This is a genomic window from Hydrogenophaga pseudoflava (genome assembly GCF_031020795.1).
GTDB classification, from domain to species: Bacteria; Pseudomonadota; Gammaproteobacteria; order Burkholderiales; family Burkholderiaceae_C; genus Hydrogenophaga; species Hydrogenophaga pseudoflava_A.
Map to the genome: position 1 here is coordinate 581,529 of NZ_JAVHJP010000003.1, position 18,746 is coordinate 600,274.

Annotated in this window: 19 protein-coding genes; 10 read left to right on the forward strand and 9 right to left on the reverse strand. The window is 69.3% G+C overall.

What is annotated here, in order from left to right:
• Positions 1-41 precede the first annotated feature (41 nt).
• From RCO38_RS12335 to RCO38_RS12350, 4 genes are read left to right on the forward strand one after another with little or no spacing between them, the layout of a single operon-like run.
• A complete protein-coding gene (locus RCO38_RS12335; protein ID WP_308328607.1) occupies positions 42-1,493 on the forward strand; it encodes an efflux transporter outer membrane subunit in 1,452 nt (483 codons plus the stop codon).
• 19 nt (positions 1,494-1,512) lie between these two features.
• A complete protein-coding gene (locus RCO38_RS12340) occupies positions 1,513-2,817 on the forward strand; it encodes an efflux RND transporter periplasmic adaptor subunit (RefSeq protein WP_308328609.1) in 1,305 nt (434 codons plus the stop codon).
• The gene (locus RCO38_RS12345; RefSeq protein WP_308328610.1) at positions 2,814-3,566 is read left to right on the forward strand and encodes an ABC transporter ATP-binding protein; all 753 of its coding nucleotides are present in this window, start codon (positions 2,814-2,816) and stop codon (positions 3,564-3,566) included. The genes RCO38_RS12340 and RCO38_RS12345 overlap by 4 nt, the downstream gene beginning before the upstream one ends.
• Position 3,567: 1 nt before the next feature.
• Positions 3,568-4,776, forward strand: a complete 1,209-nt coding sequence (locus RCO38_RS12350; protein ID WP_308328611.1) for an ABC transporter permease — start codon at positions 3,568-3,570, stop codon at positions 4,774-4,776.
• Positions 4,777-4,778: 2 nt separating this feature from the next.
• Here RCO38_RS12350 and purT read toward each other — a convergent pair whose 3' ends face one another.
• Both purT and asd read right to left on the reverse strand, forming a co-directional pair.
• On the reverse strand, positions 4,779-5,981 hold the full coding sequence (gene purT / locus RCO38_RS12355; RefSeq protein WP_308328612.1) for a formate-dependent phosphoribosylglycinamide formyltransferase: 1,203 nt from the start codon (positions 5,979-5,981) through the stop codon (positions 4,779-4,781).
• 18 nt (positions 5,982-5,999) lie between these two features.
• Positions 6,000-6,866, reverse strand: coding sequence for an archaetidylserine decarboxylase (gene asd, locus RCO38_RS12360; RefSeq protein ID WP_308328613.1), 867 nt, complete (start codon positions 6,864-6,866; stop codon positions 6,000-6,002).
• 123 nt (positions 6,867-6,989) lie between these two features.
• On the opposite strand from asd, the gene RCO38_RS12365 reads away from it, so the two are divergent.
• Positions 6,990-7,925 (forward strand): ATP-binding cassette domain-containing protein, encoded by a 936-nt coding sequence (locus tag RCO38_RS12365; RefSeq protein ID WP_308328614.1) that lies wholly within the window; start codon positions 6,990-6,992, stop codon positions 7,923-7,925.
• The gene (locus tag RCO38_RS12370; RefSeq protein WP_308328615.1) at positions 7,925-8,740 is read left to right on the forward strand and encodes an ABC transporter permease; all 816 of its coding nucleotides are present in this window, start codon (positions 7,925-7,927) and stop codon (positions 8,738-8,740) included. The genes RCO38_RS12365 and RCO38_RS12370 overlap by 1 nt, the downstream gene beginning before the upstream one ends.
• Here RCO38_RS12370 and RCO38_RS12375 read toward each other — a convergent pair whose 3' ends face one another.
• The 4 genes from RCO38_RS12375 to RCO38_RS12390 form a co-directional block, all read right to left on the reverse strand.
• Positions 8,741-9,013: a hypothetical protein gene (locus RCO38_RS12375; protein WP_308328617.1), complete on the reverse strand. Its 273-nt coding sequence runs from the start codon at positions 9,011-9,013 to the stop codon at positions 8,741-8,743. It abuts the gene before it with no gap.
• A 191-nt stretch (positions 9,014-9,204) separates the two neighbouring features.
• The gene (locus RCO38_RS12380) at positions 9,205-10,323 is read right to left on the reverse strand and encodes a YbdK family carboxylate-amine ligase (RefSeq protein ID WP_308328618.1); all 1,119 of its coding nucleotides are present in this window, start codon (positions 10,321-10,323) and stop codon (positions 9,205-9,207) included.
• 7 nt (positions 10,324-10,330) lie between these two features.
• Complete coding sequence (locus RCO38_RS12385) at positions 10,331-11,584, reverse strand: cation:proton antiporter (RefSeq protein ID WP_308328619.1); 1,254 nt, start codon at positions 11,582-11,584, stop codon at positions 10,331-10,333.
• Between the two features lie 19 nt (positions 11,585-11,603).
• On the reverse strand, positions 11,604-13,085 hold the full coding sequence (locus tag RCO38_RS12390; RefSeq protein WP_308328620.1) for a hypothetical protein: 1,482 nt from the start codon (positions 13,083-13,085) through the stop codon (positions 11,604-11,606).
• An 80-nt stretch (positions 13,086-13,165) separates the two neighbouring features.
• Here RCO38_RS12390 and RCO38_RS12395 point away from each other — a divergent pair, with 80 nt between their 5' ends.
• Positions 13,166-13,810, forward strand: coding sequence for a hypothetical protein (locus tag RCO38_RS12395; protein WP_308328621.1), 645 nt, complete (start codon positions 13,166-13,168; stop codon positions 13,808-13,810).
• Positions 13,811-13,820: 10 nt separating this feature from the next.
• Here RCO38_RS12395 and RCO38_RS12400 read toward each other — a convergent pair whose 3' ends face one another.
• On the reverse strand, positions 13,821-14,693 hold the full coding sequence (locus RCO38_RS12400; RefSeq protein ID WP_308328622.1) for a class I SAM-dependent methyltransferase: 873 nt from the start codon (positions 14,691-14,693) through the stop codon (positions 13,821-13,823).
• 34 nt (positions 14,694-14,727) lie between these two features.
• Between RCO38_RS12400 and RCO38_RS12405 the strand changes: the two genes are divergently transcribed.
• The 3 genes from RCO38_RS12405 to RCO38_RS12415 all read left to right on the forward strand — a co-directional run bounded on the left by RCO38_RS12405 (position 14,728) and on the right by RCO38_RS12415 (position 16,856).
• A complete protein-coding gene (locus RCO38_RS12405; protein WP_308328623.1) occupies positions 14,728-15,768 on the forward strand; it encodes a serine/threonine protein kinase in 1,041 nt (346 codons plus the stop codon).
• Between the two features lie 170 nt (positions 15,769-15,938).
• Positions 15,939-16,388: a MarR family winged helix-turn-helix transcriptional regulator gene (locus RCO38_RS12410; protein WP_308328624.1), complete on the forward strand. Its 450-nt coding sequence runs from the start codon at positions 15,939-15,941 to the stop codon at positions 16,386-16,388.
• A gap of 51 nt (positions 16,389-16,439) precedes the next feature.
• Positions 16,440-16,856 (forward strand): organic hydroperoxide resistance protein, encoded by a 417-nt coding sequence (locus RCO38_RS12415; protein WP_308328828.1) that lies wholly within the window; start codon positions 16,440-16,442, stop codon positions 16,854-16,856.
• Here the strand turns inward: RCO38_RS12415 and RCO38_RS12420 are convergent, their stop codons facing one another.
• Both RCO38_RS12420 and RCO38_RS12425 read right to left on the reverse strand, forming a co-directional pair.
• A complete protein-coding gene (locus RCO38_RS12420) occupies positions 16,857-17,705 on the reverse strand; it encodes a 2OG-Fe(II) oxygenase (RefSeq protein ID WP_308328625.1) in 849 nt (282 codons plus the stop codon).
• Between the two features lie 64 nt (positions 17,706-17,769).
• Positions 17,770-18,729 carry a lysylphosphatidylglycerol synthase domain-containing protein gene (locus RCO38_RS12425; protein ID WP_308328626.1) on the reverse strand — a complete coding sequence of 320 codons (960 nt, stop codon included), beginning with the start codon at positions 18,727-18,729 and terminating at the stop codon, positions 17,770-17,772.
• Positions 18,730-18,746: the final 17 nt, after the last annotated feature.

The window sequence follows — 18,746 nt, forward strand, 5'->3', positions numbered from 1 at the left end:
TGCGCACAATCGGTCTCCAGCCGGTCTGCCGGCACCACGCCATGAACGAACCGATGACCTTTGCTCCTCCGTCACGGCCCCGCCCCGTTGCGCTCCTGCTGGGCCTGTGCGCGGCCGCCCTGCTGGGGGGCTGTGCCACCCCGAATGCAGCGCCCGCCCCTGGGACACCCGGTGTGACCGTGCCGGCCACCTGGTCCACCGGAGCCACCACCAACCAGCCCTCGTCCACCGCGCTGGCCCAGTGGTGGCAGCGCTTCAACGACCCGGCCCTGGGCGGACTCGTCACCCAGGCACTTCAGGCCAACCCCGGCGTGCGCAGCGCACAGGCCGCGCTGCAGCAGGCGCGGGCCCAGCGCGACGTGCAGCAGGCGAACAACGGCCCCTCGCTCAGCGCCTCAGGCTCGGCCCAGCGCAGCCGATCGGGGACGGCCGATGCCAGCAACCGCTTCCAGGCCGGCTTCGACGCCAGCTGGGAGCCCGACGTCTTCGGCGGCCACCGCGCCAGCCTGGCCGCCAGCGAGGCGGACGCCCGTGCGTCCGAAACCAGCCTGGCCGATGTGCAGGTGTCGCTGGCGGCCGAAGTCGCCGCCTCGCTGATCGAGCTGCGTGGCCTGCAGTCGCGGCTGGACATTGCGCAGCGCAACCTGGCCGCCCAATCCGAGACGCTGCAGATCACGCGATGGCGGGTACAGGCCGGCCTGGCCTCCTCGCTCGACCTCGAACAGGCCATCGCCGCGCAGGCGCAGACCCAGGCGCAGATCCCCGCGCTGCAGACCAGCCTGGCCCAGGCCCGCCACGCGCTCGCGGTCCTGACCGGCCAGGCACCCGGCGCACTGGACGCCACGCTGGGCCCGGTGGCGCCCGTGCCGCAGCCGCCCGCCGACATCGCGCTCTCGCTGCCGGCCGAAACCCTGCGCCAGCGCCCCGACGTGCGCACCGCCGAACACCGCATCAGCGCCGCACTGGCGCGGGTGGCGGCCGCCGACGCCGCGCGCTACCCGAGCTTCCGGCTCGGCGGCTCGCTCGGCCTGTCCGCACTCACACTGGGCACACTGACCGATGGCGCTTCGGTGCTGCGCTCGCTGCTGGCCAGCGTGTCGGTGCCGCTGCTGGACGGCGGCGCGGCGAAGGCCCAGGTGCGCGCGCAGGAGGCGGCGCTGGAACAGGCGCGCGCCAGCTACGCCAGCACGGTGCTCACCGCGCTGCAGGACGTGGAGGATGCGCTCGTCGCCATCCGGGGCGACCTGGAGCGCCTGGCCCGCCTGCAGACCGCCGCGGACGCGGCCGTGAACGCCGAGCTGCTGGCCCGCCAGCGCTACCAGAGCGGCCTGATCGACTTCCGCACCGTGCTCGACACCCAGCGCACCCTGCTGTCCGCGCAGGACAGCGTGGCCAGCGCCCAGGCTTCGCTCGCCACCGGCCATGTGCGCCTCTACAAGGCCCTGGGTGGCGGATGGACGCCGGACACCGCCGCACCGAACGCCGCCCGCTGACCGCTTGCTCCCCATCACCATGAACGCCAAGAAAACCCCCACCCCCGCCGACGTCCAGGACCTGCTGGGCAACGACCGTCCGCCCCGCTGGTGGCAGCGCGCCTCGACCTGGATCGTGGTCGCGGTGCTGGTGCTGGCCGGCGGCGGCCTCTATGTGTGGCAGTCGCAGAAGAACGCCAAGGCCGCGCCGGTCTACGTGACCGAGCCGCTGAAGACCGGCGACATCACGCTCACGGTCGCGGCCAACGGCACGCTGCAGCCGACCCGTTCGGTCAACGTGGGCAGCGAACTCTCGGGCACGGTCAAGCGCGTGCTGGTGGACGTGAACGACCGCGTGAAGGCCGGACAGGTGCTGGTCGAGCTGGACACCGCCAAGCTGCAGGACCAGGTGACGCAGGCGCGCGCCGGCCTGGCCTCGGCCCAGGCGCAGCTCGCCCAGGCCGGCGCCACGGCCCGCGAAGCCCGCGCCACGCTCGCGCGCTTCGAAGAGGTCGCGCGCCTGTCGGGTGGCAAGGTGCCCTCGGCCACCGAACTGGACAGTGCCAAGGCCGCCGTGGACCGTGCCGTGGCCGCCGAAGCCGCTGCCCGGGCCTCGGTCAACGAAGCCCGCGCCGCGCTGTCGACCAACGAGACCAACCTGTCCAAGGCCTCGATCCGCTCGCCCATCAACGGCGTGGTGCTCTCGCGCTCGGTCGACCCGGGCAACGCGGTGGCCGCCTCACTGCAGGCGGTCACCCTGTTCACGCTGGCCGAAGACCTGGCCCAGCTCAAGCTGGATGTGTCGGTGGACGAGGCGGACGTGGGCAATGTCAAGGTCGACCAGAAAGCGACGTTCACGGTCAGCGCCTTCCCCGCGCGGCGCTACCCGGCCACCATCCAGCGTGTGGCCTTCGGATCGACCAAGACCGACAACGTCGTCACCTACACCACCACGCTCAACGTCGACAACGCAGACCTAAGCCTGCGCCCCGGCATGACCGCGGCCGCGACCATCGTGGCCAAGGAAGCCAAGGGTGTGCTGCTGGTGCCCAACACCGCGCTGCGCTATTCGCCGGCCTCGGCCAGCGGCGCTGCGTCCGCCGGTGGCGGCGGCATCCTCTCGAAGATGATGCCGCGCCCGCCCAGCACCGCCCGGCCCAAGACCGCCGGCATGGACCGCCGCGGCGGCGGCCCGCGCCAGATCTGGGTGCTGGACAACGGCCAGCCCGTGGCCAAGGAGGTCCACACCGGCATCAGCGACGGGCGCAACACCGAGGTCAGCGGCGAGGGCCTCGCGGAAGGCATGGCCGTGATCACCGAACAACGCAGCGGGGCGGCGCCGTGAGCGACAAGCCGCTCATCCGCCTGCGCGGCATCACCAAGACCTATGGCGAAGGCAACACCGCCTTCCAGGCGCTCAAGGGCGTGGACCTCGACATCCGGCAGGGCGACTTCGTGGCCATCATGGGCCCCAGCGGTTCGGGCAAGTCGACCGCGATGAACACCCTGGGCTGCCTGGACGTGCCCACCACCGGCGAGTACCTGTTCCGCGGCGTGCACGTGGAAGCGCTGTCGCGCGACCAGCGCGCCCGGCTCCGCCGGCGCTACTTCGGCTTCGTGTTCCAGGGCTTCCATCTGCTGGCGCGCACCTCCGCGCAGGAGAACGTCGAACTGCCCCTGGTCTACCGCGGCGAACCCGCGGCGCTGCGCCACTCGGCGGCGCAAGCGGCGCTGGAGAAGGTCGGACTCAAAGGCTGGGAGCACCACACGCCGGGCGAGCTCTCCGGCGGCCAGCAGCAGCGCGTGGCCATTGCGCGCGCCATCGTGACCGAGCCCCAGGTGCTGCTGGCCGACGAGCCCACCGGCAACCTCGACACCCAGCGCAGCCAGGAGATCATGGAGCTGCTGTGGCGCCTGAACGCCGAGCAGGGCATCACCGTGCTGATGGTCACGCACGAGCCCGACATGGCGGCCTACGCCCGGCGCATCGTGCGCTTCGTGGACGGCGTGGTCGCGAGCGACGAGCGCAACCCGCACCCGGTGGCGCTGCAGCCGGCCCACGCCCTGCGCAACGACGCGGGACAGGAGGCCTGAGATGTGGCTCAACACCCTGATCCTCGCGCTGCGCTCGATCCGGCGCAACCTGCTGCGCTCCTTCCTCACCATCCTGGGCATCGTGATCGGCGTGAGTGCCGTGATCACCATGGTCACCGTGGGCAATGGCGCCACCGCGGCGGTGCAGAACCAGATCGCCGGCCTGGGCACCAACCTGCTGCAGGTGCGGCCCGGCCAGCGCATGGGCCCGGGCGGCGGCGGTGCCGGCGCGCCCGCGTTCAAGGAAAGCGACGGCGAAGCCATCGTGGGCCAGGTCAGCGGCATCGTGGCGGTCGCGCCCGAGGCCCGCACCGGAACCACGCTGGTGGCCAACGGCCGCAACTGGAATTCCAGCGTGATCGGCAGCACCAACGACTGGCTGGTCACCGGCAACTGGAAGATCGCCGACGGCCGCAATTTCAGCGACGACGAGCTGCGCGCGGGCGGCGCGGTCTGCCTGATCGGCCAGACGGTGCAGCGCGAGCTGTTCGGCAGCACCAGCGCGGTGGGTGCGCAGCTGCGGATCAAGGCCATGAGCTGCGAGGTCATCGGCACGCTGGGCTCCAAGGGCCAGGGCGCCTTCGGCAACGACCAGGACGACATGGTGCTGATGCCGATCAAGACCCTGCAGCGACGCATCGTCGGCCACACCCGCGTCAACACCCTGCTGGTCTCGATGAGCGACGGCGCCGACGCCGCGCGCGTGACCGCGTCCATCACCCAGCTGCTGCGCGAACGCCGCAAGCTGGCCGAAGCCGACGAGGACAACTTCAACGTGCTCGACACCAAGCAGCTGGCCGAGACACTGTCGGGCACGACGAAGATCATGACCATGCTGCTGGGCGCCGTGGCCGCGGTGAGCCTGCTGGTGGGCGGCATCGGCATCATGAACATCATGCTGGTGAGCGTGACCGAGCGCACCCGCGAGATCGGGCTGCGGCTGGCCATCGGCGCCCTGGAGCGCGAGGTGCTGCTGCAGTTCCTGATCGAGGCCGTGGTGCTGGCTGCGCTGGGCGGCCTGGTGGGCATCGTGCTGGCCACCGGCGCCTCGGTGGCGCTGTCGGCGGTGATGGACGTGCCCTACCAGTTCAACATCGGCGTGAACCTGCTGAGCTTCCTGTTTTCCGCCGCCATCGGCGTGCTGTTCGGCTATTTCCCGGCGCGGCGCGCGGCGCGCCTCAATCCCATCGATGCGCTAAGGCACGAGTGAGTTCAGGCCTTGCGGGGCCTGACCTTGCCTGCGGCCAGCTTGGCGTTGGCCCGTGCGGTGTCGGTGTCCTGCGCCCGCGCCAGCGCCACGCCCATGCGGCGCCTGGTGAAGCTCTCGGGCTTGCCGAACAGGCGCAGGTCGGTGCCCGGCACACGCAGCGCTTCGTCGATCCCGTCGAACACGATGCCCTGGGCCTCGACGCCGCCGTAGATCACGGCGCTGGCGCCGGGGTTGCGCAGGCTCGTGTCCACCGGCAGGCCCAGGATGGCGCGGGCGTGCAGCTCGAACTCGCTCTGGTGCTGGGTGCACAGGGTCACGAGGCCGGTGTCGTGCGGACGCGGGCTGACCTCGCTGAACCAGACCTGTTCGCCCTTGACGAACAGCTCCACGCCGAACAGACCCAGGCCGCCGAGGTTGTCGGTCACCGCCTTGGCGATCTGGCGCGACTTCTCGATGGCCTCGGGGCGCATGGCCATGGGCTGCCAGCTCTCCACATAGTCGCCGCTGACCTGCACGTGGCCGATGGGTTCACAGAAGTGGGTGTCCGTCTCGCCACCGGCGCCCTTGGCGCGCACCGTCAGCTGGGTGATCTCGTAGTCGAAGTCGATGAAGCCTTCGACGATCACGCGGCCGTGGCTCACGCGCCCGCCGGCCATGGCGTAGTCCCAGGCCTTCTGCACGTCGGCCGGGCCGTCGATCTTGCTCTGGCCCTTGCCCGAGCTGCTCATCACTGGCTTGACGATGCAGGGGTAGCCGATGCCGGCGTCGATGGCGGCCTGCAGCTCGGCCAGCGAGTCGCAGAACCGGTACGGGCTGGTCGGCAGGCCCAAGGTCTCGGCCGCCAGGCGGCGGATGCCTTCGCGGTCCATGGTCAGGCGCGCGGCGCGCGCGGTCGGGATCACCGTCACCGTGCCCGCAGCTTCCAGCTGCTCCAGCATGGGCGTGGCGATGGCCTCGATCTCGGGCACCACGAGGTGCGGACGCTCGGCCTCGATCAGCGCCTTCAGCTGACCGGGGTCGCTCATGGTGATGGTGCGCGCGTGGTGCGCCACCTGCTGGCCCGGCGCGTTCTCGTAGCGGTCGACGGCGATGGTCTCCACGCCCAGGCGCTGCAGGGCGATCAGCACCTCCTTGCCGAGTTCGCCGCTGCCCAGCAGCATGACGCGGGTGGCCGAAGGCGAGAGGGGGGTGCCCAGCGTGGTCATGTGTGTCCTCGATGAAAGTCAGGGGGCGGCGAGGCCCATGGCCTCGCCCATGCGAACCGTGCGCCCGGCCGCCCAGCGCGGGTTGAAATCGATGGTTTTCCTGGGCCAGAGCATCACGACCGTGGAGCCCAGCAGGAAGCAGCCCATCTCCTCACCGCGCTGCAGCAGGCAGGGCTCGTCGTCGTAGGTCCATTCGCGCACCGTGCCGGTACGCGGTGGGTTGACCACTCCATGCCAGACCGTGGCCATGCTGCCGACGATGGTGGCGCCCACCAGCACCAGGGCGAACGGGCGGGTCTCGCCTTGGACACCGTGCGGCACATCGAACACGCAAACCACGCGCTCGTTGCGCGCAAACAGACCGGGCACGTGCGCCGCCGTCAGCGGGTTCACCGAGAACAGCTCACCCGGCACATAGATCATGCGCCGCAGCCGCGCGCTGCAGGGCATGTGGATGCGGTGGTAGTCCTTGGGGCTGAGGTAGATCGTGGCGAACGAGCCGCCGCGGAACTGCGCCGCCAGGCCGGCGTTGCCGCCCACCAGGGCGCGTGTGCTGTAGCGGTGGCCCTTGGCTTGGAAGATCTGGTCCTCCTTGATGTCGCCGAACTGGCTGATCGCGCCGTCCACCGGGCAGACAAAGCCTTCGGGCGCCAGCGGCCGCACGCCGGACCGCAGTGGGCGGGTGAAGAATTCGTTGAAGCTGGCGTAGCTGCGCGGATCGGAGTTGACGGCCTCGTCCATGTTGACGCCGTAGCGCTTGATGAACCAAGGAATCACGTTGTGCGTCCACCAGGTGGCGCGCGAGTGGGCGCACCAGCCGGCGAAGCGCGTGACCGCGGTCTTGGGCAACAGGTATTGCAGGGCGACGGCTGGGGGAAGGGACACTTTGGAGCGCGCCGGACGCGGCGTCTGACGACCGTTCGGCCGGGAGCCGGCATTGTAGGACGGCCGTTTTCACACGCCACTTCGGCCCTCAAGGGCACAGCGGGCACGGCACAATCGGCCGCCATGAGCGAATTCCTGTTCGAGTGCCGGGAGCTGGTCAAGCGCTACGGCGGCCAGACGGTGGTCGACCGCCTCTCCTTCGGCATCGCGCCGGGCGAATGCCTGGGCGTGATCGGACCGAACGGCGCTGGCAAGACCACCACCATCCGCATGTGCCTGGGGCTGACGGCACCGGACACGGGCGAGGTCGGCGCCTTTGGCCTGCCCATGCCGCAGGAGGCGCTGGCGGTCAAGCAGCGGCTGGGCGTGGTCAGCCAGATGGACACGCTGGACCCGGACTTCTCCTGCGCCGAGAACCTGCTGGTCTACGGCCGCTATTTCGGTCTGAAGGACGCCACCATCCGCGCGCGCATTCCGAAGCTGCTGGAGTTTGCGGCCCTGTCGCACAAGGCCGACGCCAAGCCGGGCGAGCTCTCCGGCGGCATGAAGCGGCGCCTGTCGCTGGCGCGCGCGCTGGTGAACGACCCGCAGCTGCTGCTGCTCGACGAGCCCACCACCGGTCTGGACCCGCAGGCCCGGCACCTGATGTGGGAGCGCCTGCAGCTGCTGCTGCAGCAAGGCAAGAGCATCCTGCTGACCACCCACTTCATGGACGAGGCCGAGCGCCTGTGTTCGCGCCTGCTGGTGCTCGACCATGGCCGCAAGATCGCCGAGGGCCGGCCGCGCGAGCTGATCGCGCAGCACCTGGAGCCCGAGGTGGTGGAGGTTTATGGCGCCGGTGCGCTGGCGCTGCACGACGCGCCGGAACACGCGGCCCTGCGGGCACTGGCCGGGCGTGTCGAGGTCAGCGGCGAAACCGTGTTCTTCTACACGCGGGATGCACGGCCCCTGCTGCAGGCACTGGCGCCGATGCACGATCTGCGCACGCTGCACCGGCCTGCCAACCTGGAAGACCTGTTCCTGAAGCTGACCGGCAGACAAATACGGGAAGACGGCTGATGAATTCTGCACACGCTCACTGGTCTGCACCGAAACTGTCCATGCGCTGGTGGCCCGTCTTCCAGCGCAACCTGCTGGTCTGGAAGAAGCTGGCGCTGCCCAGCCTGGTCGGCAACATCGCCGAGCCGCTGATGTGGCTGGTGGCCTTCGGCTACGGCATGGGCGCGCTGGTGGGCCAGGTGAGCCTGTCCACGCCGCAGGGGCAGCAGGCCGTGCCCTACATCCTCTTCCTGGCCAGCGGCAGCATCTGCATGAGTGCGATGAACGCGGCCAGCTTCGAGGCGCTGTACTCGGCGTTCTCGCGCATGCACGTGCAGAAGACCTGGGACGGCATCATGAACGCGCCGGTGCGGCTGGACGACGTGGTGCTGGCCGAGATGCTGTGGGCGGCCTTCAAGGCCCTGTTCACGGTGCTGGCCATCCTGGGCGTGATGCTCGCGCTGGGCATCAGCCACTCGACCAAACTCCTGCTGGTGCTGCCGGTGCTGCTGCTGGTGGGCATCACCTTCTCGTGCATCGCCCTGGTGTTCAACGCGCTGGCCCAGGGCTACGACTTCTTCACCTACTACTTCACGCTGTTCCTGACACCGATGATGTTTCTCTCCGGTGTCTTCTTTCCCCGGGAACAGCTGCCGGGTCTGGTGCGCGCCATCTCCGAATGGCTGCCGCTGACCAATGCCGTCGCGCTGGTGCGCCCCCTGTTCATGGACCAGTGGCCCGATCGGCCCCTGGTGCACCTGACGGTGCTGGCGGTCTACGCGGTCGGCGCGTTCTGGGTCGCGCTGGCGCTGACCCGCAAACGCTTTGCGAAGTGATCAGTGCACCGCGTGCTGCAGGGCCGGCTGGGCTGTGGCGTAGAACTCGACGCCCGAGTCCATGAAGGCCTCGTTGTCGATCGCGGCGTCGTAGGCGCGGACGGCCGAGCGCTGCGTGAGGGTGCGGTGGGTGATCGGGATCAGGGGCTTGTCCAGCGGGCGGCACACGCGGTGGCGCAGGCCACGCAGATCGCGGCTGCTTTCCATCGCCGTGATCACGGCTTCCGGGTCAAGCATGAGGACGAAGGGGTTGAGGCTGGCGGTGGAGTTCATGGCGGTGTCCTGGGGAAAACGGGGTGAAAACAAGTCGTTTGTCGATGTGACAGACTGTATTGATCCTGTTTCAAACCGTTAAGTCGGCGCCACGCCATTCGCGTTGTAGGAAATTGCCTGACAAGGGGTGAGAAGAACGGCAATCACCTGTCAGTTCTCGCGCGAGCAGATCGCCCGCCGCGCAACCCCGCTCAGCCGCGCAGCGCGTCCACCGCCGCCGCCACCACGCCCTGCACGCTGCCGCTCTCGGCGTAGCGCCGGCGCAGCCAGGTGGCGTGGTTGCCATCGCGCGCCGCCGTGCGCTCGACCTCGTCCAGCGCGGCCTGGGCCTCCAGCACGTCGGCGTGGTGGCCGAGCTTGCGCAGCGTCGCGAGGATGTCCTCGCGGATGCTGATCTGCTCGCGCGTCTTGGGATTGACCATCATGCCGTCCAGACCGAAGCGACAGGCCTGGAAGCGGTTGTAGGTGTAGACGAGGTAGTCGTCCTCGACCGGCGGCGATTCGTCGCGCTGCAGGAGGTGGCGGCACAGGCACTGCAGGTAACAGGCCAGCGCGGCGGCGCGCTCCACCGTCAGCGGCGTGTCGCACACCCGCAGTTCGATGGTGCCGTACTCGGGCTTGGGCCGGATGTCCCAGTAGAAGTCCTTCATGGACTTGACCACGCCCGTGCTCTCCATCTTGGTGAAGTACACGTTGGAGAACTCGTCCCAGCTGAGCGTGAAGGGGGCGCGGCCCGACAGCGGGAAGGCGAACACCGAGTTCAGGCGCGCCGAGTCGAACAGCGTGTCCACGCCCTGGAAGAACGGCGAGGACGCCGACAGAGCGATGAAGTGCGGCACGTAGCGGTTGAGCGAGTGCAGCAGGAACAGCGCCTCGTCGGGTGAGCTGCAGCCCACGTGCACGTGCTGTCCGAACACGGTGAACTGCTTGGCGAGATACCCGTAGAGCCCCGAGAGCTGCTCGAAGCGCGGCTTGGAGAAGATGCGCTGCTCGAACCAGCGCTGGAACGGGTGTGTGCCGCCCCCGGCCAGCGCGATGTTGAGCCGGTCGCCCGCGTGCACCAGGGTGTCGCGGATCTCGCGCAGCTGCGCCAGCAGCGGGCCGTGCAGGTGCTGCACGTCGGTGGCGATCTCGATCATGCTCTGTGTCATCTCGGGCGTCACCACACCAGGGAAAGGCTTGCGCCGCAGCAACTCCAGCAGGTCGTTGGCGCTGCTGGAGAGGTCCATGTCGTAGGTGTTGACCAGCTGCAGTTCGAGTTCGACACCCAGCGTGAGCGACTCGGAGGCCTTGAAGGTTTCCAGCGGCATGTCTGCGTCACTCCCGGGTCACATGCGTTTCGCGCGCCGCCTGCAGGGCGCGCTGGGTGACCAGCGGGCCGAACAGCTCCTGCAGCATCATCATGAAGGCCAGGGCCATCAGCACCTGGCGCGCAGGTTCGAAGCCGTAGAGGCGGCTCTGCTCCAGCAGCAGGATGGCGAAGGCCGACATCGGCGTGAGCGCCAGGCCGGTCAGCAGGCCCTTGCGCTCGGTGCTGCCCGAGAGGCGGGCCGCGGCCACATTGCACACCACCTTGGTGGCGATGCGGGTGAAGATCAGCGCCAGTCCGAGCAGCACGCCACCACCGATGTCGCTCCAGTCCAGCAGGGCCGCGATGTAGACGAACAGGAACAGGGTCAGCAGGTCACCAGCAGTGCCGAAGCCGCGCTGCGCATTGGTCAGGTGCACGCGGCGCTCGCGCGCCACGATGCCGAAGGTCAGCGCCGCCAGCAGCGGCGAGAGCTTGAGACCGTAGGCCATGGTGGTCAGCAGCACCACCGCCAGCGCGAAGACCAGGGTCACGTCGCGCTCCTGGATGCGCTGGCTGCGCAGCAGCGCGGGCATGCCCACGCCCAGCAGGGCCCCCACGGCGACCGAGGTGACCAGCACGTGCACGCTGCCGAAGGCGGCCAGCACGAGGTCGCCCGAGGTCGCAAGGTGCCAGTAGCCGATGACCAGCTTGAGCGCCAGCACCGCCACCAGGCAGTTGATCGCGCACAGGTGCAGCACGCGCTCGGTCACCTGGCCGGCGCTGCGCAGCTCGTTGGCCACCCGCACGATGCCTGCGGGCGAGGCGGACACCGACAGCGCCGCGACGATCAGCCGCGTGTCCACCGGCAGCGCGAACAGGCCGGACACCCAGTACACCGTGGCGAAGGTCAGCACCGACTCCACCAGCCCCAGCGCCAGCACCCAGGGGTTGTGCCGGAACCAGCGCAGGTGGATGCGGTAGCCCAGCTCGAACAGGATCAGCGACAGCGCCACGTTGGCCAGGAAGGGCAGGCCCGGCACCGCGTCGGTCAGGCCCGGCAGGTTGATCAGGCTGGCCACCAGGCCCACCGCCACGTAGCTGGTCACCCGCGGCAGGTTGGCCCATTCGTGCAGGCGCTCGCCCAAGTACCAGGCGAGCAGCAGCACCAGGGGCCAGGCCATGGACTGGAGAAGGAAGGGAAAGTCGGTCACCATGCAGAAGAAGAAGGTGGGGGCGACGCCCCGGCCCCCGGGTGTACCACCCCCGGAGGGGGATGTCATGTAACAGGACGAAACCCCCTCAGGGGGCGCCGGCCTCTTGACGCCGGTGGAAACGCTGTTCCAGCAGGCGCGGATCGTCGAAATGGCGCCGCCCGACAAAGGCCGTCGGGTGCCGCCCCCACTGCCTCATCGCGCCAGGGCTCTCGATGCCCATGGGCCAGAACAGGGCCCGTTCGCCGCGCTCGGTGCCCGGCATGATCCCATTGGACCAGAAGGCGCTGCGATGACCCCCTGCCGGCGTGGGCAGGCTGCGCAGCTGGTCCTCGTCCTCCAGCCGCAGAACCTCGCCTTCTGCCACGCCTTCGTCGGCGGCCACGCCGATGAGCTGGTGGTCGGAGGCGCTCAGGTGCACCCGCAGCCGCTGGCCCGGCGCGAGCCTGGGCAGCGAGGCCGGCACGAACGCCCATTCGGTGCGCGCGGAAGGCGGCGGGCGCAGCGCCATGGTGGGCGCGGGCAGGAACAGGTGGTAGCAGCCACAGCCATGGATGCTGTCAAGCATCAGCGGCCGGCCGCGCTCATCCAGGGTCAGACGGAGCACCACCGCGTCCACCCGGCCGGCCAGCAGGTCCAGCCCGTGGCGCGGCGGCCTCTCGGGAAACCACAGGCTGTAGACCAGTTGCGGCAGCACCCGGTCGCCGTATCGGGTGTAGGCGATGCGCTGGTAGAGCACCGGCTGCCCGGTCCGCACTTCTGGTGCCGGTCCTTCACCCCAGCGCAGCCGGCCGGGCCGGTCGGCTTCGGAGCGGGTCTCGATGTGCAGCACCGGCGCGTAGGCCTGCAGCAGACGGCGGGCGGCCTCTGCATCGGGCGCCGGAATGCCCAGCGCGTCCACCGGCAGTGGCCTCCAGGAACCCGACGGGACTGTCTCGGCGTCGGGCCGGTACCGCACCCAGCCGGGCGCCTGCGGGGGCGGCGAGGTCATCCAGCGGCTTTGCCAGTGCCGCAGTTCGCGTTCGACCCCCGCGAAGAACGGCCACTGGCTCAGCGGGTACAGGCCCAGCGTGCGCAGCACGGCGCTGTAGTCGTCGGGCACCACGGCCGCGTCGCGCAGCCGCCGCCGGGCCGTCTCGTCGGCCGAGAGGGTCTGCCAGAGCCGGGGGCCGCAGCTGCTCACGCGAGCCTGCAATGCCGCGCGGCCGGCCGCGCCCAACGCTTCCGGCGCAGCCGGCGGCAGGTTGCGGATCTCGGCCGTGCGCGCCACCAGGTCCTGCTCCAGCAGGCGTTCGCCCCAGGCCTGCCAGCGCGCTGCGTCCTGCAGAGCCTCGTCGCGGAAGGAGGCCAGCAGCCGGTCGACCCGCAGGAAGGAAAACCCGGGAATGCGGGTGGCGCCGCCGTCGCGCACGGCGTGGGCGTCGGTCTGTTCGTCGAGCTGCTGCAGCAAGCGCTGGCAGGCAGCCACCGGCCCGCCCTCGTCGGCTCCGCGAGGCTGCGGCGAGGCGCACCCTGCCAGCACCGCCACGGCGGTGGCGAGCAGGCGCGATGACAGGAGCTTGCGGGCCATCGCGCGATGGTAGCGAGCAGTCCCTGTACCGGGCATAGGTCTGGTTACACCCCTGGGGATGCGCAGGGTTACCATGCCGCATGACCCAATCCCAACGCTTCTCCCTCTCCCGTTCCGTCGGGCTGCCGCTGCTGCTGTCCCTGACCGCCCTCGCGGCCCACGCCCAGTCCACCCCCGCCGCCGCACCGGCGGCACCCACGGCCTCCACCCCGGCCAAGAAGGACCTGATCCAGCGCGTGCTCAAGCTCCAGCAAGGCGGCATCGAGCGGCTCGCCACGGCCATGACCGAAGAACCCGCGCTGGTGCTCGCCGACCGGGCCTCCGAGATCATTGCCGCCAAGGTGCCGACCGAGCGGCAGGAGGCGGTTGCCAAGGAAGTGCAGTCCGAGCTGCAGAAGTACCTCAAGGACACCGTGCCCCTGGTGCGCCGCAGCGCCCAGCAACTGGCGCCCGCCACCATCGGTTCGGTGCTCGAGAGCAAGTTCAGCGAAGAAGAGCTGCGCGAGATCGTGGCGATGCTGGAGTCACCGGCCTACGCCAAATACCAGCAGCTGAGCGCCGAGATGCAGCAGTCGCTGCAGGCGAAGCTGGTGGCCGACACCCGGGCCACCGTCGAGCCCCGAGTGCAGGCGCTCGAAAAGGCCCTGGGCGATCGTCTGAAGGTGGCCACCGCGGGAGCCGCCACCGCACCCGCGAAACCCGCGGCCAAGCCGGCCGGCAAGTAGGCGCGGCGCCTCAGGCCGCGAAGCGCTCGCGCAGTGGCTGCAGGCCGAGTTCGTCGACGATCTGCAGCAGGCGCTCGCGGGCGCGCTGGCGCTGGCCCTGCGGCCCGTCGTGCCGGCGCGCCAGGATCAGCTCGTTCTTCATCGAGTGCTCCCAGCCCACCAGCTCGGTCACCGTGACCTGGTAGCCATGGGCTTCGAGCTGCAGGCAGCGCAGCACATTGGTGATCTGGCTGCCGAACTCGCGCGTGTGCAACGGGTGGCGCCAGAGTTCCGCCAGCGGCGTGCGGGCGAGCGACAGCGCCTTGTGCTGGCGCATCACCGAGGCCACCTCGGCCTGGCAACACGGCACCAGCACCATGAAGCGGGCCTGCTTCGCCAGGCCGAAGGCGATGGCGTCGTCGGTCGCGGTGTCGCAGGCGTGCAGCGCCGTCACCACATCGATCTGCGCCGGCAGGTCGGGATGGTCCAGCGCCTGCTGCACCGTCGTCGCCAGGAAGCCCATGCGCGAGAAGCCCAGCCGCTGCGCCAGCGTGCGCGACTTCTCCACCAGCTCGGCGCGCGTCTCGACCCCGTACACCCATCCGGCCGGCTTCGACTTGAAAAACAGGTCGTAGAGGATGAAGCCCAGGTAGGACTTGCCCGCACCGTGATCGGCCAGGGTGACGTCGCCGCGGTCCTTCAGCACCTCGGCCAGCAGCGGCTCGATGAATTGGACCAGGTGGTAGACCTGCTTGAGCTTGCGCCGGGTGTCCTGGTTGAGCCTGCCCTCGCGGGTGAGGATGTGCAGCTCCTTGAGCAGCTCGATGGACTGGCCCTCGCGCAGTTCGGGCAGCTGTTCCTGCAGGCTGGGGGATTCTCGGGTGCGGCGGACGGCTTTGGACATGGGCCGGATTGTCGCAGGCGGTCACAATCGGCGCATGCACGCCACCGACCCGCGACACCCCTACGAAACCCTCACACCCGATGTGGTGCAGGACGCGCTGGCCAGCCTCGGCCTGTGGGGCGACGGGCGCCTGTCCGCGCTGAGCAGCTACGAGAACCGGGTCTATCAGGCGGCACTGGAGACACCACTGGACGGCCACGCACAGGTGGTGCTCAAGTTCTACCGGCCAGGCCGCTGGAACGAGGCGCAGATCCTCGAAGAGCACGCCTTCGCGGCCGAGCTGGCCGCCGCCGATGTGCCGGTGGTTGCGCCTCTGGTGATCGAAGGCCGCACGCTGCACCGCCACGGTGGCTTCCTGTTCAGCGTGAGCCCGCGGCGCGGCGGCCGGCGGCCCGAACTGGAGGACTTCGAGGTGCTGGAATGGACCGGCCGCTTCCTCGCACGCCTGCACACCGTGGGCGCGGCCCGGCCCTTCGCCCAACGGCCGGCCCTGGACGCCGCCAGCTTCGGCCACGAGCCGCGCGACTGGCTGCTGGAGCACGAGGCCGTGGCGCCCGAGGTGCGCAGCGCCTGGCGACAGACGCTGGACGAAGCGCTGCAGATCATCGAGTCGCACCCGGCCCTTAGGCCGGTCCGGCCCGCGAACGGCGGCGAGCCGGTCGCACTCATCCGTCTGCACGGCGACTGCCACCCGGGCAACATCCTCTGGACGCCCGAAGGCGCGCCCGGCGCCGGGCCGCACTTCGTCGACCTCGACGACGCGCGCACAGGCCCGGCCGTGCAGGACCTGTGGATGCTGCTCTCGGGCGAGCGGCGCCAGCAGACGCAGCAGCTGGGCGCCCTGCTCGACGGCTACGAGCAGATGCGCGATTTCGACCGGCGTGAGCTGGCCTTGATCGAGCCGCTGCGAACGCTGCGCCTGGTGCACTACAGCGCCTGGATCGCACGCCGCTGGGACGACCCGGCCTTCCCGATCAACTTTCCCTGGTTCGGCGGGCGCGACTTCTGGCAGGGTCAGGTGGACATGCTGGTCGAGCAGATCGAAGAAATGCAGAACCCACCGCTGGTGGTGTGACCCCCCTGCGCCCGGCTGCGCCGGTCCCCCCCAGGGGGCGGCACTGGCGGCACGGCAGAGCCGGTTCCGCGGCGCCCTGGATCGGCATCGCGCTCCGTTTTGACCCTTTCCGCAAAAAGGTTTCTGGCAATTAAATTGTGAACAATTAAATTGCCAGCTACAGTTCTCCCATGCCTTCCACACCACCCCTCGACGAACGCGCCCTGCTGCTGGACAACCAGCTGTGTTTCGCGCTCTATTCCGCCTCGCTGGCCATGACCAAGCTGTACAAGCCGCTGCTGGAGTCGATGGGCCTGACCTATCCGCAGTACCTGGTGATGCTGGCGCTGTGGGAGCGCGACGGCGACACCGTCTCGGCGCTCGGTGAACGACTGCACCTCGACTCGGGCACGCTGACCCCGCTGCTCAAACGCCTGGAGGCGGCCGAGCTGGTCACGCGCCTGCGGGACGCCACCGACGAACGCCGCGTGCTGATCCGCCTGACCGCGGCCGGCCGGCGGCTCAAGGTCCGGGCCGCCCGACTGCCCGCCTGCGTGATGCAGGCCGCGCAGTGCAACCTCGATGAGGTCACCGCCCTGACCCGACAGATCCAGACGCTGCGCGACCGGCTCAGCGCCTGACACCCTTCTCCCACCCGCTTGCTCCGCAAGCATTTCATGAAAGACCCGACCATGGCCTCTCTCGACAAAGTCCTGTACACCGCCCGCACCCACACCACCGGCGGCCGCGATGGCGCCTCGCGCTCCGACGATGGCCGGCTGGACGTCAAGCACACGCCGCCCGGCGCGCCCGGCAACGGCACCAACCCCGAGCAGTTGTTCGCGGCCGGCTATTCGGCCTGTTTCATCGGTGCCATCAAGGCCGTGGCCGGCAAGATGAAGCTGGCCGTGCCCGCCGATGTGGCGGTGGACGCCGAGGTGGACCTGGGCCCGGTGGGCCAGGCCTATGGCATCGCGGCGCGCCTGACGGTGCACCTGCCGGGCATGGACCGCGCGCAGGCCCAGGCCCTGGTCGACGCCGCCCACCAGGTCTGCCCGTACTCGAACGCGACCCGCGGCAACATCGACGTGACCCTCACGCTGGCCTGATCAGCCGCGTTTCTGGATCGTTCCGGCCAGGTGCCGCTCGCGGAAGCGGCGCATGGCCCGGAACAGCACCGGCGGCATGTAGTCCTGCGACACGCGCCAGCGCAGGCCGCCGATCTTCTCGTTGGGCCGCTCGGCAAAGATGGTCGTGTGCGCTCCGTTCTTCTCTTCGTCGGGCCGACCGTTCGTGTAATAGAACAGCGCCAGCGACTTGCGCGAGTCGCCTTCCGGGCAGGTCAGCGGGTCCGGATGGCCGTGGAAGGTGTTGCTGGTGGGCGAGAAGATGGCCAGGCGGTTGAACACCGGCAGGATCTTGGCACCGCAGAAAGTGACTTCGCGGTCCCACAGCTCCAGACTGCCTCCGTACTCTTCCTTCCAGTTCTTGTTCATGTAGAAGATGACGTTGATGCGGCGGTCCAGGAAGTTCTGGTCGTGCTTGTTGAAGTCGGCGTGCAGCTTGAGCAGGCCGCCGCGCGGCGTCTGGTGCAGGCCACCCCCACGCATCGACGGGTCGGCAATCATGTTGTCGATGCCCGTGACCTTCTCAAGAAAGCGCAGGAACGGCGCCGAGTTGAACTGGTAGAGCATCTGGCGCGTCACCGGGCCGAACTTGGTCTCGTCCACACACACCAGTTTGCGCTCGGCCGGCCGGTTGTAGTTGTGCCACTCGATGTCCTGCGCCTTGGGGAACTCCTGCCACATCGCCTCGGCGATGTCCGCGGGCAGGAAGTTGTCGAACGCCATGTGGTTGAACGGCGTGCCGAGCTTGTACTGGGCCTCGCCCTCGATGGCGAGTTGCTCGTAGCGGGGGTCGTCGAAGACGAAACGGTTGGACAGGTCGGGGCGGGACACTGAAGGCTCCTGAGGGTGTCGGGACGGCGGTCCCGTGAAACATCCCTTCAGTGACCGGCCCCCTTCAGGAAGTGGCGGCAGGCGTCTGGTGCGATTGCAGGCGGCGTCCGAGCACGCCGAGCAACACGGTCAAGGCGTCTCCGAGCAGCGTGGTCAGGCGCATGCTCACGGCCAGTCCTGCGGCCACCGCAGCTCCGGTCAACGGAGTGAAGAGCACCACCATCATCGCCTCGCGCACACCCAGCCCGCCGGGAGAACCTGGCACCACATAGCCCACCACCCAGGCGCTGCTGTAGAGCAGCGCGATGCTGAACCAGTCAATGTCGGGACTTGCGAATAAGTATTCCGACTGCAATTTCACTACATAGCCCTGCTGCATGAAGTTGATCAAGATCAACAGGGACACGAACAAAGCGGTGCGCAGTTGTGGCAGGCGCAACAGCTGGCCTCCGCCGATCTTCATGCTGAGCCGGGGCAGCAGGGTGTTGACCACCTTGATACCCAGCCATGGCGCCACCAGGGCCAGCGGCAGGATCCAGACCAGCTTGGAGGCAAAGGCAGGCGCCGCGCCGCCGGCGTTGTGCAGATCCCACAGCACCACCGTGCCCAGCAGGGCGAGCGAGCAGCTGATCACCAGGTTCCAGATGCCCTCGAACACCGCGGTGCCCACCGCCACCCCCACCGGAATGCCGGTGGACTTGGCCAGCACGCCGCGGCCGATGAACTGCCCCACGTTGCCGGGCAGGTACTTGCCCAGCTGGGAGATGAAGAACACCTGCACGGCCAGCCGCGTGGGCACGCGATGACCCTGGTCGGACATGAGCAGGCGCCAGACGTGGGTGCCGAAGAAGTGGGTCACGACCACGCTCACCATGCTCAGCAGGCCGATGGACACGGTGGCCAGGTTCAGGGGAATCGGCGGCAGCTTCTCCATGTGGGTCATGAAGGCGCGCACGAAGAAGACGATCGACGCCACGACGGCCGCATACATCAGCCACTTGAGAACGGTCTTGGCGTATTTCATGGGAACCCGTGGGAAAC

Excerpts from the sequence above, each read along its gene's own strand:
- RCO38_RS12335 (WP_308328607.1), top strand. The coding sequence starts at position 42 with ATGAACGAACCGATGACCTTTGCTCCTCCGTCACGGCCCCGCCCCGTT.
- RCO38_RS12340 (WP_308328609.1), top strand. The coding sequence starts at position 1,513 with ATGAACGCCAAGAAAACCCCCACCCCCGCCGACGTCCAGGACCTGCTG.
- RCO38_RS12350 (WP_308328611.1), top strand. The coding sequence starts at position 3,568 with ATGTGGCTCAACACCCTGATCCTCGCGCTGCGCTCGATCCGGCGCAAC.
- purT (WP_308328612.1), bottom strand. The coding sequence starts at position 5,981 with ATGACCACGCTGGGCACCCCCCTCTCGCCTTCGGCCACCCGCGTCATG.
- RCO38_RS12365 (WP_308328614.1), top strand. The coding sequence starts at position 6,990 with ATGAGCGAATTCCTGTTCGAGTGCCGGGAGCTGGTCAAGCGCTACGGC.
- RCO38_RS12370 (WP_308328615.1), top strand. The coding sequence starts at position 7,925 with ATGAATTCTGCACACGCTCACTGGTCTGCACCGAAACTGTCCATGCGC.
- RCO38_RS12375 (WP_308328617.1), bottom strand. The coding sequence starts at position 9,013 with ATGAACTCCACCGCCAGCCTCAACCCCTTCGTCCTCATGCTTGACCCG.
- RCO38_RS12380 (WP_308328618.1), bottom strand. The coding sequence starts at position 10,323 with ATGCCGCTGGAAACCTTCAAGGCCTCCGAGTCGCTCACGCTGGGTGTC.
- RCO38_RS12385 (WP_308328619.1), bottom strand. The coding sequence starts at position 11,584 with ATGACATCCCCCTCCGGGGGTGGTACACCCGGGGGCCGGGGCGTCGCC.
- RCO38_RS12390 (WP_308328620.1), bottom strand. The coding sequence starts at position 13,085 with ATGGCCCGCAAGCTCCTGTCATCGCGCCTGCTCGCCACCGCCGTGGCG.
- RCO38_RS12395 (WP_308328621.1), top strand. The coding sequence starts at position 13,166 with ATGACCCAATCCCAACGCTTCTCCCTCTCCCGTTCCGTCGGGCTGCCG.
- RCO38_RS12400 (WP_308328622.1), bottom strand. The coding sequence starts at position 14,693 with ATGTCCAAAGCCGTCCGCCGCACCCGAGAATCCCCCAGCCTGCAGGAA.
- RCO38_RS12405 (WP_308328623.1), top strand. The coding sequence starts at position 14,728 with ATGCACGCCACCGACCCGCGACACCCCTACGAAACCCTCACACCCGAT.
- RCO38_RS12410 (WP_308328624.1), top strand. The coding sequence starts at position 15,939 with ATGCCTTCCACACCACCCCTCGACGAACGCGCCCTGCTGCTGGACAAC.
- RCO38_RS12415 (WP_308328828.1), top strand. The coding sequence starts at position 16,440 with ATGGCCTCTCTCGACAAAGTCCTGTACACCGCCCGCACCCACACCACC.
- RCO38_RS12425 (WP_308328626.1), bottom strand. The coding sequence starts at position 18,729 with ATGAAATACGCCAAGACCGTTCTCAAGTGGCTGATGTATGCGGCCGTC.